At 65.2% G+C, this 13,619-nt stretch carries 14 protein-coding genes and 3 tRNA genes; 10 read left to right on the top strand and 7 right to left on the bottom strand.

Going from position 1 to position 13,619, the window contains the following annotated elements; genetic code table 11:
- The first annotated feature begins 80 nt into the window (after nucleotides 1–80).
- Genes ACOQPE_RS04785 through ACOQPE_RS04795 form a run of 3 tightly spaced genes read left to right on the top strand, consistent with a single transcriptional unit; the run spans nucleotide 81 to nucleotide 1,778 of the window.
- Nucleotides 81–1,274 carry an ISL3 family transposase gene (locus tag ACOQPE_RS04785; protein ID WP_420609076.1) on the top strand — a complete coding sequence of 398 codons (1,194 nt, stop codon included), beginning with the start codon at nucleotides 81–83 and terminating at the stop codon, nucleotides 1,272–1,274.
- A 51-nt stretch (nucleotides 1,275–1,325) separates the two neighbouring features.
- Nucleotides 1,326–1,499, top strand: a complete 174-nt coding sequence (locus ACOQPE_RS04790) for a hypothetical protein (protein ID WP_420611356.1) — start codon at nucleotides 1,326–1,328, stop codon at nucleotides 1,497–1,499.
- Between the two features lie 12 nt (nucleotides 1,500–1,511).
- Nucleotides 1,512–1,778 carry a type II toxin-antitoxin system RelE family toxin gene (locus ACOQPE_RS04795; protein ID WP_420610747.1) on the top strand — a complete coding sequence of 89 codons (267 nt, stop codon included), beginning with the start codon at nucleotides 1,512–1,514 and terminating at the stop codon, nucleotides 1,776–1,778.
- Between the two features lie 69 nt (nucleotides 1,779–1,847).
- Here the strand turns inward: ACOQPE_RS04795 and ACOQPE_RS04800 are convergent, their stop codons facing one another.
- Together ACOQPE_RS04800 and ACOQPE_RS04805 are read right to left on the bottom strand one after the other, a co-directional pair.
- A complete protein-coding gene (locus tag ACOQPE_RS04800) occupies nucleotides 1,848–2,066 on the bottom strand; it encodes a helix-turn-helix domain-containing protein (protein WP_420610748.1) in 219 nt (72 codons plus the stop codon).
- A 264-nt stretch (nucleotides 2,067–2,330) separates the two neighbouring features.
- Nucleotides 2,331–3,560, bottom strand: a complete 1,230-nt coding sequence (locus tag ACOQPE_RS04805) for a hypothetical protein (RefSeq protein ID WP_420610749.1) — start codon at nucleotides 3,558–3,560, stop codon at nucleotides 2,331–2,333.
- A 364-nt stretch (nucleotides 3,561–3,924) separates the two neighbouring features.
- Here ACOQPE_RS04805 and ACOQPE_RS04810 point away from each other — a divergent pair, with 364 nt between their 5' ends.
- The 3 genes from ACOQPE_RS04810 (at nucleotide 3,925) to ACOQPE_RS04820 (ending at nucleotide 6,242) form a co-directional block, all read left to right on the top strand.
- Nucleotides 3,925–4,155 carry a hypothetical protein gene (locus ACOQPE_RS04810; protein WP_420610750.1) on the top strand — a complete coding sequence of 77 codons (231 nt, stop codon included), beginning with the start codon at nucleotides 3,925–3,927 and terminating at the stop codon, nucleotides 4,153–4,155.
- A gap of 359 nt (nucleotides 4,156–4,514) precedes the next feature.
- Nucleotides 4,515–4,584, top strand: a tRNA-OTHER gene (locus ACOQPE_RS04815).
- A gap of 1,232 nt (nucleotides 4,585–5,816) precedes the next feature.
- Complete coding sequence (locus ACOQPE_RS04820; RefSeq protein WP_420610751.1) at nucleotides 5,817–6,242, top strand: aromatic amino acid lyase; 426 nt, start codon at nucleotides 5,817–5,819, stop codon at nucleotides 6,240–6,242.
- 26 nt (nucleotides 6,243–6,268) lie between these two features.
- Here ACOQPE_RS04820 and ACOQPE_RS04825 read toward each other — a convergent pair whose 3' ends face one another.
- Complete coding sequence (locus ACOQPE_RS04825; RefSeq protein WP_420610752.1) at nucleotides 6,269–6,664, bottom strand: RidA family protein; 396 nt, start codon at nucleotides 6,662–6,664, stop codon at nucleotides 6,269–6,271.
- A 28-nt stretch (nucleotides 6,665–6,692) separates the two neighbouring features.
- Nucleotides 6,693–6,780, bottom strand: a tRNA-Ser gene (locus tag ACOQPE_RS04830).
- Nucleotides 6,781–6,897: 117 nt separating this feature from the next.
- Between ACOQPE_RS04830 and ACOQPE_RS04835 the strand changes: the two genes are divergently transcribed.
- Nucleotides 6,898–6,988: transfer RNA gene (locus tag ACOQPE_RS04835), tRNA-Ser, on the top strand.
- Between the two features lie 52 nt (nucleotides 6,989–7,040).
- Here the strand turns inward: ACOQPE_RS04835 and ACOQPE_RS04840 are convergent.
- Complete coding sequence (locus tag ACOQPE_RS04840) at nucleotides 7,041–8,144, bottom strand: LLM class flavin-dependent oxidoreductase (RefSeq protein WP_420610753.1); 1,104 nt, start codon at nucleotides 8,142–8,144, stop codon at nucleotides 7,041–7,043.
- 144 nt (nucleotides 8,145–8,288) lie between these two features.
- Here ACOQPE_RS04840 and ACOQPE_RS04845 point away from each other — a divergent pair, with 144 nt between their 5' ends.
- Both ACOQPE_RS04845 and ACOQPE_RS04850 read left to right on the top strand, forming a co-directional pair.
- Nucleotides 8,289–9,962, top strand: coding sequence for a chloride channel protein (locus tag ACOQPE_RS04845; protein ID WP_420610754.1), 1,674 nt, complete (start codon nucleotides 8,289–8,291; stop codon nucleotides 9,960–9,962).
- Between the two features lie 48 nt (nucleotides 9,963–10,010).
- Nucleotides 10,011–10,727, top strand: a complete 717-nt coding sequence (locus tag ACOQPE_RS04850; RefSeq protein ID WP_420610755.1) for a nitroreductase family protein — start codon at nucleotides 10,011–10,013, stop codon at nucleotides 10,725–10,727.
- A 23-nt stretch (nucleotides 10,728–10,750) separates the two neighbouring features.
- Here the strand turns inward: ACOQPE_RS04850 and ACOQPE_RS04855 are convergent, their stop codons facing one another.
- Both ACOQPE_RS04855 and ACOQPE_RS04860 read right to left on the bottom strand, forming a co-directional pair.
- A complete protein-coding gene (locus ACOQPE_RS04855; protein ID WP_420610756.1) occupies nucleotides 10,751–11,608 on the bottom strand; it encodes a sulfurtransferase in 858 nt (285 codons plus the stop codon).
- Nucleotides 11,581–12,339, bottom strand: coding sequence for an MBL fold metallo-hydrolase (locus ACOQPE_RS04860; protein ID WP_420610757.1), 759 nt, complete (start codon nucleotides 12,337–12,339; stop codon nucleotides 11,581–11,583). Before ACOQPE_RS04860 ends, ACOQPE_RS04855 begins: the two co-directional genes overlap by 28 nt.
- 92 nt (nucleotides 12,340–12,431) lie before the next feature.
- Between ACOQPE_RS04860 and ACOQPE_RS04865 the strand changes: the two genes are divergently transcribed.
- Complete coding sequence (locus tag ACOQPE_RS04865; RefSeq protein ID WP_420610758.1) at nucleotides 12,432–13,604, top strand: acyl-CoA dehydrogenase family protein; 1,173 nt, start codon at nucleotides 12,432–12,434, stop codon at nucleotides 13,602–13,604.
- The last annotated feature ends 15 nt before the right edge of the window (nucleotides 13,605–13,619 follow it).

Below are 13,619 nucleotides of genomic sequence, written 5' to 3' on the forward strand. Positions count from 1 at the left end.
GTGGGTTGAGGGTCCTTGGGTAGGGGTCGAGGCCCTGCTGGGATCGGTGTTCGTGAGACGCCGAACCCTGGAGGGCCTCGATGGCGAGAGATGTTATGTCGGTGCGGCTGTGGCTGCCGCAGGTGCGGGTGCTGGGAGTGCTTGCCGATCTGCCGGAGCGGCTGGTGGTGCGGGTCGCCTCGACGGTGGTGCGCCCGAAGTGCCCGCACTGTTCGGCGCCGAGCGGGCGGACCCATGACCGCCGCGACAACAAGGTGCGCGACCTGGAGGTGTCGGGCCGGCCGGTGACGCTGATCTGGGAGCGGCGGCGCATGGTCTGCGAGCCGTGCGGCCGTCGATTCTGTGAGGACCACCCGGCGTTCGAGGGCCGTCTCACGGCCCGGCTGGCACGCCGTGTGGTCCAGGACGCCCAGGCGATGACGGTCAACGCGGCGGCCCGCCGGCACCGGCTGGGCTGGGGCCTGGTGAACGCGCTGGTGGTCGCCTGGGCGGGGCTGGTCGGCGAGCATCGCCGTCGGCGCAGGTGCCGGCTGCTGCTGGTCGATGAGACCTCGATCCGCCGTCGGCACCGCTACGTGACGGTGCTGGTCAACGGCGACACCGGCGAGGTGCTCGCCATGGTGCCCCACCGCAGCCAGGCAGCCCTGACGGCGTTCCTGGCCGCCCAGGGCCACAAGTGGTGCCGCGGCGTCAAGGTCGTCGTGTCCGACGGCTCGAAGGCATACAAGGCAGCCATCGACGCCCGGCTGGGCCACGCCCGCCACGTGCTGGACCGGTTCCACGTCATCAGATGGTTCGCAGCCGGGCTGACCGCGGTGCGCCGAGACGTCCAGCGCCGCCCCGAAGGCGCCAAGCCCCGCTTCGACCCCGACGTGTTCCGGGCACGGTTCCTGCTCATGCGCAGACCCGACACCCTCGACGCCGCCGAGCGGGAACGCCTCGACGGCCTGTTCGCCGCCCACCCTCGGCTCAAAGCCGCCTGGGACGCGCTCGGCGAGCTGCACAACCTCTACCTCGCCAAAGACCGCAAAGGCGCCCTCGAAGCGCTCGACCGGTTCGCCGACATCTACGGCACCGGCCAGATCCCCGAGTTCAGCGGCATCGTCGACACGTTCCTGGCCTGGCACGAACAGATCCTCGGCTGGCACCGCGCCGGGCGGCCCAGCAACGGCCCCATCGAAGGCACCAACAACCTGCTCCAAGTCCTGCGCCGCAAAGCCCACGGCTTCACCAACCACGCCAACTTCGAAGCCCGCGGCATCCTCACCACATAGCCTGACCCCACCGAGCCCAGCAGCCCCATCCCAAAAAAACGCGAAGGCTCGATTTCTTTGACCCGGCGCGGCCGTCGCGTCGCAGTGATTCTCGGCGCTGACGCGTTCGATGAGCTCGTCGACCGCGCCGATGAGGCCGAGGACCGTCGCGAGCTCGACGCTGCCCGAACCGAAGATGACTACGTGCCTTGGAAGGAAGTCAAGGCTGCGCTCGGGCTCGAGTGAGCCGGCACTTCAGTGAGCCAGTACAGGGTCGAGATCTCCCGCCGAGCGGTCAAGGCGATCGCCGGGCTCGAATGCGCCGACCTGCTCCGGGTTCGGGCAGCGATCGATTTGCTTGCTGGCGAGCCGCGTCCGCCCGGCTGCGTCAAGCTCGCCGGCGAAGCGTCCGCGTACCGGGTACGAGTAGGCAACTACCGGATCGTGTACGAGGTCATCGATGACCGGCTCGTGATCCAAGTCGTCCGGGTAGGCCACCGCCGCGACATCTGCCGAAGCCCCTGAACCTGCCGCTGCCGGGGAGTTGCTCACCGATGAGCGGCCGCGAAAATCGTTCGGTCCTACTGGAGGCGATCAGTACGCTGAACCTAATGGCGATGGTCGTTCAACTGCCCGATCACGTCGCCGCCCCTCGGCACCCAGCTCGTCGAACCGGTTCTTCCACCTGTAGAACACCGTGCGGCTGATCCCGCAGTAGCGGCACGTCGCCGCGACGTTTCCTGAGACCTCCTCGGCGTGGCGGAGCACCGCCAGGCGATGCCGGATCTTGCGCCGCTGTTCTCGATCATCCATCAGATGTTCCTCTCACGAGAAACCCCGACTGTCAACAACCTCCGTCAGTTTCAGACCTAGTCGGCCCGGCATCCGGCGCGGCGCACACCTCGAACCCGTTCATCCGCTCCCCAACTGACTCGCCAGGGTCGCCGCTGTGGACTCTCGAACTGTCGGCCGGACCGGCATCGATGGGCAGCTTCTCGCACCTGCACCTGACGAGGGCGTGGAGTCGTCATGAGGCATTCGGCTCGGGACCGAAACGGGACGCTGCCGGAAGGCTCGTCAGTCACCTGCTGGAACATCGAATACGAGCACGGTGAGGGTCAGGTCGCGCTCGGGGTCGTCTTTGTGGGTGAGGGTGTACCGGAATCCGGTTTCGGAGTCGTAGTTGAGCGTCGCCTTGTGGTTCGGGTGCTGCTCGACGACTTCCGGAATCCGGTCGAGCACGGTCGACATCTGTACGTTGCGGTTAAACACCAACAGTGCTGTCTTGGTGTCCCGCCAGGTCGTGTAGCTGAGCAACTGGTCGAGAGCTTTGGCGAGATGGGTGGGACCGTTCCAGAACTTGCATTCGGCGATGAAGATGTTCTTGCCTTCGACGCGGATCAGGATGTCGGTCTTGCCGTTGGCGTTGAAGGTCTCGGCTGTTGCCTGACCTTCGTACTGTGCGTTCAGTTGCACCAGGAAGTGCTGTCGGAGGTCTTCTTCCTGCATCTCCCGAAATGCGCTGGGGCTGCGCTCCATCACCGTGACCATGTTCGACATGACTCCCAGGATGTGCTCATACTCCGCCGCGTCGAGTACGGGTTCGAGAGCACCCCGACCCGGCGTCATTGGCGGCAACTTGGGAGCGATCTTGCGGCGCACCTCCGGGGCGGAATATGTGCTCGGAGCATCGGCGCGCCGCTTGACTGGGAAGCCCAAGCTCAGTGCGGTCTCCTGAGCGCGCATGAGTGAGCCGCGGCGAGCCTCGATAGCGCCTTTTGCGATTTGGCGAACTCGCGAGTTGAACTGTTTGACTTGTTCCTCGACCCAGCCCAGATTACGCCTCAGTTTCGACAAGTCACTTTCGATTTGTGATTGCAGCGCCGATGTGTCACTCGGCAGTGCGTCATATTCGAAGACAAGCCGATCGTTCCGAATCCGCGCACGCGGTGGACTGAAGTCGTATCTCGAAGGCTGCCACCTGAACAGGTCTGCGTCGCCGTCAAACGGAACGTGGATTTCGTACCTCGTGCCATGGGCTTGTTGAGGTCCACCAAATCTAGAAGATCCATAATCGAACCTCCTGCTGACATCAACGATTGTATCGCCATGATCCGTGTAGGTGCCTTCCTCGTTTAACTTCGGCATGTCAACCTCGTACTTCTCACAGAAGTAGTCCAGCAGATCATCGAGCGACGTGGTCAGGATGCGATCTTCGCTCAAGCCTAAGATCTCCTTCTTGAGGTCATTCTCGTGATTCGTCAATGCACCCGCAAGATCTCGCTTCGAAAACAGAAGCTCTGTCATTAGCGCCCCGCTGCCTGCATGTCCGATGCCCTCCAGACGGATAAGCCCAGCACAGCATAGCGACCGACGCTTGTAGAGCCAATTCGTCCGCACAGATTCAACGTATACCTAGCTGTCTCGTCAATGACGGGCGACAGGCGTCGCAGAGCTCAGCTTCTCTATGTTGACGGCGTATTGCGAGTCGTCATATCGAATCACACGACCGTGTGGCGCAACATGACCACGTGTGCAGTCTTCAATCGCACGGTTTAAATTGTGACACGCTACGAGCTTTCGTGACCGCGCTATGGACATTAGCGGCTAATCGCTGCTTGGTTTCCCCACGTACGCGGGGGAGCAGGGCTCAGAGGAAGGAAACTTGATTATGAACCTATTCGAGGAATTGATAGAGTCGCACGGCGACACGCCGGAATCGCTAGAGGAAGAGCATCCGACGTATTCGCAATGGAAGGGAGAGGTTCCGCGACCTAACGACATGAACGATTTCATCCTGTCGCTGAAGGACTTTGCCGTACAAACCGCGAACGCAGACGGAGCTAGCGGCGAAGCAGCTGACCCGCAACTCCAGGAATTACAGGATCAGATTGAGGTATAACTCGGAAATAGCTAACCCGCAAGTTCACGTCACAGAATCGAACGCCGAGAACTCACATAGGCGTTACTGCTGCCTGGACACTCGTTGTCATGCCTAAGACATTCACCACGCAAGTAGCGGTGATCCGATCATTGGTGACCGAGTACTCGGACCGTCAAATGAATGCCCACGCAAGTGGAAGGAACTGGCAGGCAAGACAACGAGTGTTGTTTATTGTTGTAGAGCTCCAGCGCCAAGATAAGCCTCGAAGACGAAATGTTAAACATCGTTAACAATAGTTTAATGGCATTCGAATGCCGACTTAAGCTGTGACTAATGTACCCCCTCTAGGGTGATGTTTGCGGTTGCGCAATCCGGCAGTCCGGTAGCTCAACGGACAGAGCCGGTGGAACGATCGCCGAGATGTGGGTTCGAATCCCACCCGAGACACCGGATGTGCACCTGCAATGCACTAGAGCGACTCGCTTCCGAAATGCACTTATGAACTCAATCCGTGTGACGGGCTGGCGTCATCCAACCCTTGTCTGTATGTTGTACCAAAACTGATATTTGATAAAACATTTGAGCTCCGGTTTTGTGGCGTCATATCTGTCATAAACAGTGAAGTAGGCCTTCTTACCTGCAATAGCACATGTGACACACCCCTCATTTGGTGCGTCACAAGTCTGTCTCAGCAACAGAGGAACTGACGCCCCGATGGTATCAAGTTGTCGGAATGACGCCCAAAACGCCCAGTTAGTGTCCACCGCGTAACGCGTGCCAGAAACTGAATAAGGCGTCAGACTCGCAGTCGGCTTTCAATTTCCTCAACGACTGCAGATACCGAAGCCCTCGCTTTCGTCTCCGTCATGCCATTCTGAATCAGCCATTAGCGAGCATCGGCTCGCACCTGCTGTCGGCTCCAGGGCATCGACTCGTAGGGGCAGCGTTCACCGGCTTCATGGTCGTCGGGGCACGTGTTGGCCTCGCACCGGTGTCCGTCATGCATCTGCAGCTCTTCGTCGTGGCAGCGATATCGCCCGGTCGCAATGGCACTGTCCGCGGAGGCAGTGATGAACCGAGACGTCTCGTCCCCATCCGCGGTCGCTCCCGCCGCTCGGTTGCTGCGCGAGAACAGGCGACGCTGCCGCTGCCGCCTCCACCGCGAAGCCGAGTCAGCGACCGGCGTCGACCACCCTGAACATCTTGCGTTTCTGATCATCCAGAGAACGCCGATGGCGTGCCCATTGTTCTCTGCCGTCGGGGTGCACGACCAGCCCGTCCCACATTCCGCGGTTCCGTGGAATGAGAACGCACCTGCATCCGTGTTTCGTTCGCGTCAGAGTTCCGCTCGGATGCTCTTTCCATGTGTGGTCCATCCAGTTCGCCAGCCGCTTCGAGCAGTTCCGGTGCAATCGCTCACGTCGCGACGATGCCGTGGGTGACCCTTCCATCTTGCCAGCGCACACGCAGCCAGCCCCGAGGCTGAGTCCTTCCGGATGTTCCATGATGTGCACAAATCTGATTTCCTTCACCTCGCACATCTGGCATATCTCGTCCAAACCGTCCAACTCCTCGATACCGACGCACTCCCACCCGTGCTTGGGGAAATCCGGTAGTCCCCACTTGCCTGGAGCAGTCATCTCGACGTCTCCTACGAATCTCTTGGCTTCGTCAGCCCGGTGTTGGGCTGCTCCCGCAGCAGTTCTGCGCGTCCGGCCTCGGAACCTCTGCGGCCGTGGCTGCGGGCGAATGCGCTCGATGAACCACAGCCGCGCGATCGTCGCGCGCGCGTCCCCGCTTCGCGCGGATGGTTAGCACACGAGCATCTGCGGACCGCGGGCGCGGCCCGCAAGCTGCGCCGAGCGATCGCCAACCTGCGCCGCATCCTGGCCATCGAATGGGTCACCGCCGCCCGCGGTATCGAGCTGCGTTCACCCCTGCAGCCCGCCGCCGGCACCGCGGCAGCGCTCAACCTGCTACGCAGCGAGGTGCCAGGCCCCGGTCCCGACCGCTGGCTGTCACCCGAGCTCGCCGCAGCCGATCAGCTGCTCGCCGACGAGGCCCTCGTGCCCGCAGTCGAAACCACCGTCGGCCCCCTGGCCTGAACCAACTCAGCCAATGGCCTGGTATCTCAATCGGCGGCGATGGCCTCGATCTCAATCATGAGTCCGGGGAAGGCGAGCTGGGTGACCCCAAGCAGCGTCATCGGAGGAGTTGCGCCCAGCGGGCCGAACCGTTCGCCGAACGCGCCGAAGTGCTTCAGCGCCTCGTCCATGTCGGTGACATAGACGGTGAGTCGCGTGATGCTGGACAGATCCATGTCGGCAGCGTTCACGACGGCTTCAAGATTGTCGAGCGCCAGCGTCATCTGGGCGCGCATGTCCCCGGCGTGCTGCGGTTTGCCTTCAGCATCCACCGATGTCTGACCAGCACAGACCAGTTGCCTGCTCGCTCCCTCGATGATCTCGGCTTGGTTGAAACCGAAGTTCAGTGACCAAGGCCACGGGTTGACTGGCGTCCTCTTCATTGCATCGTTTCCTTTGGCCTGAACGATTTGGCGGAGGGAGGGGGATTCGAACCCCCGGAGGCTTGCGCCTCAACGGTTTTCAAGACCGTCGCAATCGTCCACTCTGCCACCCCTCCACCGGCCAACCTAGCGGCGCGCTTCTGCCTCGCTGCCGGGAACTGGGATCGCTGAAACCCGCTGGTTGGGGTTATCTTGAGTCGGCGCGGCTGCCGCCCGAGGGCTCTGCCGCACATGGAGAGGTGGCCGAGTCAGGTTGAAGGCGCTTCCCTGCTAAGGAAGTAACTGCCGCAAGGTGGTTCGTGGGTTCGAATCCCACCCTCTCCGCACCCGTGAGACCGCCGTCAGCAACGCTGCGGTGAGGCCGCGTCGGCGTGGGCTAGCCGCCCTGCACCACGGGGAGGACTTCGGTCTCCAGCAGCCTGCGCGCAACAGCTCCCTCGGGCGACGCATACACGTTCTCGTTGAACTGGCCCGACAGCAGGACCTTGTCGATGCCCATCGACTCCAGCTCGTTGAGCTTGGCGATGCAACTGTCCGGCGTGCCGACCACGCCGAACCGGTCCATGAAGTCGGCCGGGAGCGACGCGGCCTGCGGCGACTCGTTGCGCGAATGCCCGCCGAAGTCGTAGACCTCGTGCAGCGTGTGCAGCGTCTTCGCCGTCTCTTCGCTGGTCGGTCCGACCGGTGTGCCGCCCTGCATCACCTGGAAGCGAGCGAAGACCGACATCGGACCCCTGATCAGGTCGCGTGCGGTGTCGGGGTCGGCGTGGCACGCCATGTTCAGGTATGCGCCGAACTTCACGCCGTCGGGATCGAGGCCGGCGTTGCGCCGGGCCGCCTTGGCGACATCGATGCCCCACGCGAGGCGCTCGGGGTCGGCGCCGACGGCGAACATCACCCGGTCGGCATGAACCGCTGCGATGCCGATCACCTTCGGGCCGGTGGCGGCCACCTCGACGGGAACTTTGCGGCCGTCGCCGCCCAGGGAGTCCTCGCTGAGCGTGCCCCATGCCATGCGGCTGACGCCCGGACCCTCCGCAAGCTCCAATGCATCTGCCGGAGCTGCGTATTCGAGCGGGATGTCGATCTCATCGAAGGGCACATCGCCGCCGCTGAGATATGCCTGCAGCTGCGTCAGGTGACGCTCGAAGTGCCCCAAGCGACCGGGAGCGCAGCCCAGGTGCACCAGACACGAGTCGCCACGGCCGATGCCGAACTCGAAGCGCCCGCCCGAGACCTGGTCGATGCTCAGGCACGCGGCTGCATTCACCGCCGGGAGGCGGGTCACCGAATTCCCCACGGCAAGCCCGAGTTTGAGCCGCTCCGTCGCGGTGGCAGCCAGCGCCAGGGCGACAAAGCATTCGCCGCTGAGGTTCTGTGTGTCGACGACCGCCAGCCCGTCCCAGCCCCCGTCTTCGGCCGCCTTGGCCACATCCCTGATCTGCAGCGGCGCCGGGAATGCGTGAAGCCAGAGTTCCATTGTCGTCACCGATCTTTGTCGTCAACCGTCGCAGGGACGCTAGTGAACGGTGCTTCGAAGTGCCGAAGCTCGATGAACTGCCCGCACTGCACGTCTCGCCGCGTACGGTTGGCCGAGCATTTCGGGACGAGGAAGTAGGCCTGCATGAGAAACCGGCTGCTTCGCTTCGCGACATATGTCGCCGTGGGCGTCGTCACCGGCTTCATCGTCGCCGCAGTCGCCGTGCTCACCGAGAAGGTGCTGCTCGAGCGGGTGCTGCACCTGCCGCCCTGGCAGCGGGTGATCGCGCCCGCGCTCGGGCTGTGGGGCGCCGTCATCATGCTGCGCTGGGCCGATGCCGGCCGCCGGCTCTCGCCGTCCACCTCGGAGGAGTACATCCGGTCCTTCCACGACCGCAACCATCCGATGCGGTTCAGGGACCTGCCCGCCCGGCTGGTTGCCGGCATCGTGACCGTGGGCTCCGGCGGCGCGGTCGGCCTCGAGGGTCCGTCCATTTACGCCGGCGCCACGGCCGGCAATGCGATGCAGCGGGTGGTCCGGCGGCTGTTCCGCGGCCGGGAGGGCTACGCGCTGCTCGTGGCCGGTGCCGCCGCAGGAGTCAGCGCCATCTTCCAGGCGCCCGCCACCGGTGTGCTGTTCGCGCTCGAAGCCCCCTACAAAAGCGACCTGGGCCGCAGGGCGCTGCTGCCCGCCCTGCTCTCCAGCGCTGCCAGCTACGTCGTATACGTGCTGGTCACCGGTTTCGACGACCGTCCCTTCGAGATCGGCACCGAGATGGTGAGCGTCCAGTTCGGCCGCCAGGAGCTGCTGGGCGCCGCGGTTGTCGGTGCCCTCTGCGGCCTCGCGGCGTCAGCGTTCTGCCGTGTGCTGGCCATGGCCAAGCGGATTCACGCTTCCGACCGGCCGTGGTGGATGATCGCGCTGACTGCCGGGGGAATCCTCGCGGGCCTCGCTGCGCTGAGCGAGGTGCTGTTCGACGCACCCCTGTCGCTGGGCCCGACCGCTGAGGGACAGCTCACCGACTGGGCGCTGAACCCCGAGGCATCGCTGTGGCTGCTCGGCGCCCTGCTGGTCATCAGGATCCTGGCGACCTCCACGGTGCTGGCGGGCGGCGGTGTAGGCGGTGTGTTCATCCCGCTCGCGGTATTCGGTCTGATCGTGGGTCGCCTGGTGGGCGGTTGGATCGAACTGGGGCCCGAGTCGCTGGCGTTCTTTCCCTTCATCGGCGTGGCGGCTTTCCTGGCGGCCGGCTACCGCACCCCCCTGGCAGCGGTGATGTTCGTAGCCGAGTCCACCGGGGCCCCGCTGTTCGTCGTGCCCGCCCTGGTGGCGGTGGCCGTGTCGCAGGTGCTCATCGGCAATGCCTCGGTCTCGCAGTTCCAGCGCGACAGCCGCACGGGCCATCTCGAGCGGCGCTTGGAGATGCCGGTCAACTCCGCCATGTCCACCGAGGTGCCGACCGTGAATGCCGATGCCCCGCTGGCCGATTTCGTGTGGGGAGTGGCACTGCCGCGCAAGCAGCTCGAAGCCATCGTGACCGGGCCCGAACGGGAATTCCTCGGCGTGATACGGCTGAGCGATACCCGTGACGTGGATCGCAACGACTGGATGTCGGTGACGTGCGGCGAGGTGATGACAACCGACATCGAGCCGGCGCGCCCGTCGTGGACGCTGCGCGAGGTCACCGAGGCAATGGCAGACGCCGACATCGAGCTGTACCCCGTGATCGACAGCGGCGGGCGTATCGCGGGCGTCGTCACCGAGAATGCCATCGTCAAGCTGGTGGACTTCCTCAACGAGACACAGGGCGACCGCTGAGCTCGCTCGGACTGAGCTCGCCAAGACACAGCACAAGCGAGGCCGATGATGAGTGAGTTTGAGCCGCAGCCGTTGGGGCTGCTCGAGGGTCTTGCGACAACCCGGGCAATCCGCCGCTACCTGCCCGAGCCGATCCCCGACGAGGATCTGGCATCGATCCTGTGGCATGCCAGCCGGGCGCCCAGCGGCTCCAACCGGCAGATGTTCCGCTTCGTGGTGCTGCGCGACGGTCCGGCGGCGCAGCAGGCGAAGGCCCTGCTCGGCCAGTGCTTCCGTGACGGCTGGAATGCGAAGCGCTCGGGCGACGGCTACACGCGGGGCTCTGGCGCTGCCGACGACTCGCCGAAGGCCCGAATGGCTCGCACCATGCAGCACTTCGTCGACCACTTCGAGGAGACGCCGGTGGTGATCCTGGCGTGCTTGGTGCGCTACCGGAAGCCCACGTTCACCGAGGGCGCATCGGTGTACCCGGCGGTGCAGAACCTGTTGCTGGCGGCACGGGCGCTCGGCTATGGCGGCGTCATCACCGGCTGGCATCGCGACGTCGAGGACGAGCTGCGCGAGCTTCTCGGCATCCCAGAGGGCGTGGCGATCCACGCCACCATCCCGCTCGGGCGGCCCGCAGGGCGCCACGGGCCGGTGCGGCGACGGCCGCTGCGGGAACTGGTGTATGAGGATCGCTGGGATCAGGATGCGGCCTGGGCTATTGACCCGCCCGACACGCGCTTCACCTCTGCAGGCCCGCCGCCCGGCTCACCTACCTAGACGCGCCCGCTGTGCCTGTCCGCTCAGGCGGTCTCGGCGGGGCGGTCGGTGTGGCTCCATTGTGACCATGAGCCGACGTACACCTGCGGGCGGCCGAGGCCGGCGCGCTCCATGGCCAGGGCGTCCATGCAGGCGCTGACGCCTGAGCCGCAGTACACGACGGCGTTGTTCGCGCCGTCTGCTTCCTCCACGCCTTCGTCCGCGTAGCGGGCGCGCAGCGTCGCGGCGTCGGCGAAGCGGCCTTCGGGGCCGAGGTTGTCGGTCATCGGCACGTTGACCGCGCCTGGGATGTGGCCGGGGCGTGGATCGACCGGCTCGGTCTCGCCGCGGTAACGGTCGCCGCCGCGGGCGTCGATGAGCACGATTTCGGGGCTGGCACCGGCATCGGCCGCCGCGTCGATGTCGACGAACGCCCCTGCTGGCCAAGCTCGCACCGGGCACTCGCAGGCGGCCCGCTTGCTCGGCGCCGTCTCGGTGGCACCCGTCCACGAGCCCAGGCCGCCGTCGAGCAGTGCCGCATCGTGGCCGAGCACTCGCAGCATCCACACCATCCGGCCTGCGGCAGTGCCGTTCAGGTCGTCGTACGCCACTACCGGGTCGTCGGGGCCGATACCCAGGACCCCCAAGGATGCGGCAAAGCTCTGCGCGGTCGGCAACGGATGGCGGCCATGCGCGGGCGCGCCGTGCGCGGACAGATGCGCGTCGAGGTCCACCCAGATGGCCCCGGCGACGTGGCCTTCGAGGTAGGCGTCATAGCCGGACCAGCCGTCGAGATACCAGCGCACGTCGCACAGCACGACGTCGTCGCGGCCAGACAGCTCTGCGGCGCTCACCACGGGCGGCAGCGGAGCCATCAACCCTGCCCGAACATCATCAGCCACTGCGCCTCGCTGCGCGGCTTGAAGACGTAGTTCATCTGGCGTGTCTGGCCCATGGTGGCACTGGGTTCGAACGAGTACCGGTGGCCGGGAAACAGCACGGCCGAGTCGGGCACCTTGGCAAGCGTGTCGTGGAGCGAGCGGTACATCGCAGCCGGATCGCTGCCGGGCAGGTCCATCCGCCCGCAGCCGTCGAGGAACAGCGTGTCGCCGGCGACCAGCGCTCCGCCCACCAGGAAGCACTGGCTGCCAGGGGTGTGCCCGGGGGTGTGCAGCAGTTCGATGTCGATCGCACCCACCGACACCACATCGCCGGGAGCGTGAAGCTCCATGTCGCTCATCGAGATGCCGGTGGTTTTCTGCACCAGTTCGGCCTCGGGCGCCTGCAGGTGGATCTTCGTGCCCTGACGTTCGAGCAGCTGGGCGACGCCCTCGATGCTGTAGCCCATCATGTTCCCGCCGATGTGATCGGCGTGGAAGTGCGTGGCCAGAACGCCGGTGAGCTGCATCTCGTCTTCGGCGAGGATGTCGAGCAGATCGTCGACGGCATACGCCGGGTCCACCACGACCGCCTCGCGGGTCTCCCGGTCGCCGATGAGGTAGGCGAAGTTCACCATCTGGCGGGCGATCGGGTCGCTGGTGGCGAAGTCCTGGCCCGACAGCAGCTGGCGAAAATACAACCGGCTCTCGCCGGGCTGGCGTGCCTGCGGATCGTCGGCAGTGTCGTCACCCATGGCAGCGCACAGTACTCACCAGCTGCGCAGAACGGCACGCCCGCAACGCAGGTGGGTTGGCCCCTCGGGCGCCAGCGCGGCAGTATGCGCCCATGAGCCAAACGCCTGCATCGCTGTCGGACTTCTACGAGATGGACGAAATCCTGTCCGACGAGGAAACGATGATCCGCGACACGGTCGCCACGTTCGTGGCCAAAGAGTGGGACCCGATCGTGGGCGACCACTTCGAGGCAGGCACGTTCCCGATGGAGCTGATCCCGACCATCGCCGACATGGGCCTGCTCGGCATGCACCTCGACGGCTACGGATGCGCGGGCGCTTCAGCCATGGCGTACGGCGTGGCCTGCCGCGAACTCGAAGCCGGCGACAGCGGGCTGCGCAGCTTCGTGTCGGTGCAGGGGTCGCTGTGCATGTTCCCGATCTGGCGCTACGGCTCCACCGAACAGAAGGAGCACTGGCTGCCGCGCATGGCGGCCGGCGAGATCCTCGGCTGCTTCGGGCTGACCGAGCCCGACCACGGCTCCGACCCAGCCTCGATGACCACCCGGGCGGTGCGGCGGGGCGACTCGTGGATCCTCAACGGCGCCAAGCGGTGGATCACCAACGCCGGACTGGCCGATCTGGCCATCGTGTGGGCCAACACCGACGACGGATTCCGGGGCTTCTTGGTGCCGACCGACTCGCCCGGCTTCGAGGCACGCAAGATCCAGAACAAGCTCTCGCTGCGGGCCTCGGTGACCGGCGAGTTCTACATGGACGACGTGGAGGTGCCCGAGTCGATGCGGCTGCCCGACGCGCTCAGCATTGGTGCGCCGCTGAGCTGCCTGTCCGAGGCCCGCTTCGGCATCGCCTTCGGCGCCGTCGGGGTGGCTCGCTGCTGCTACGAGCAGGCGCTCAGCTACCAGCTCGAACGCCCCCAGTTCGGCAAGCCGCTGGCCAGCTTCCAGATCAGCCAGATCAAGTTCGCCGACATGCTTACCGACATCACCAACGCCAACCTGCAGGCCATGCGACTGGGCCAGCTCAAGGAACAGCACCGGTTGCGACCGCATCACATCTCGATGGCCAAGCGGCACAACTGCCGCGTTGCCATCGACACGGCCCGCACCGCCCGGGCGATGATGGGCGCCAACGGCGTCTCCACGGAGTACGCGCCGATGCGCCATGCGGCGAACATGGAATCGGTCATGACCTACGAGGGCACCGAGGAGATCCACGGGCTGATCCTGGGTCAGCAGATCACCAACATCCCGGCCTTCCGCTGACAGCGCGTATGGCCG

The organism is Candidatus Poriferisodalis sp., from assembly GCF_965219595.1.
In the GTDB taxonomy this organism is placed as follows: Bacteria; Actinomycetota; Acidimicrobiia; order Acidimicrobiales; family Poriferisodalaceae; genus Poriferisodalis.

Excerpts from the sequence above, each read along its gene's own strand:
- ACOQPE_RS04865 (WP_420610758.1), top strand. The coding sequence starts at position 12,432 with ATGAGCCAAACGCCTGCATCGCTGTCGGACTTCTACGAGATGGACGAA.
- ACOQPE_RS04800 (WP_420610748.1), bottom strand. The coding sequence starts at position 2,066 with ATGGATGATCGAGAACAGCGGCGCAAGATCCGGCATCGCCTGGCGGTG.
- ACOQPE_RS04850 (WP_420610755.1), top strand. The coding sequence starts at position 10,011 with ATGAGTGAGTTTGAGCCGCAGCCGTTGGGGCTGCTCGAGGGTCTTGCG.
- ACOQPE_RS04785 (WP_420609076.1), top strand. The coding sequence starts at position 81 with ATGGCGAGAGATGTTATGTCGGTGCGGCTGTGGCTGCCGCAGGTGCGG.
- ACOQPE_RS04805 (WP_420610749.1), bottom strand. The coding sequence starts at position 3,560 with ATGACAGAGCTTCTGTTTTCGAAGCGAGATCTTGCGGGTGCATTGACG.
- ACOQPE_RS04845 (WP_420610754.1), top strand. The coding sequence starts at position 8,289 with ATGAGAAACCGGCTGCTTCGCTTCGCGACATATGTCGCCGTGGGCGTC.
- ACOQPE_RS04810 (WP_420610750.1), top strand. The coding sequence starts at position 3,925 with ATGAACCTATTCGAGGAATTGATAGAGTCGCACGGCGACACGCCGGAA.
- ACOQPE_RS04840 (WP_420610753.1), bottom strand. The coding sequence starts at position 8,144 with ATGGAACTCTGGCTTCACGCATTCCCGGCGCCGCTGCAGATCAGGGAT.
- ACOQPE_RS04825 (WP_420610752.1), bottom strand. The coding sequence starts at position 6,664 with ATGAAGAGGACGCCAGTCAACCCGTGGCCTTGGTCACTGAACTTCGGT.
- ACOQPE_RS04860 (WP_420610757.1), bottom strand. The coding sequence starts at position 12,339 with ATGGGTGACGACACTGCCGACGATCCGCAGGCACGCCAGCCCGGCGAG.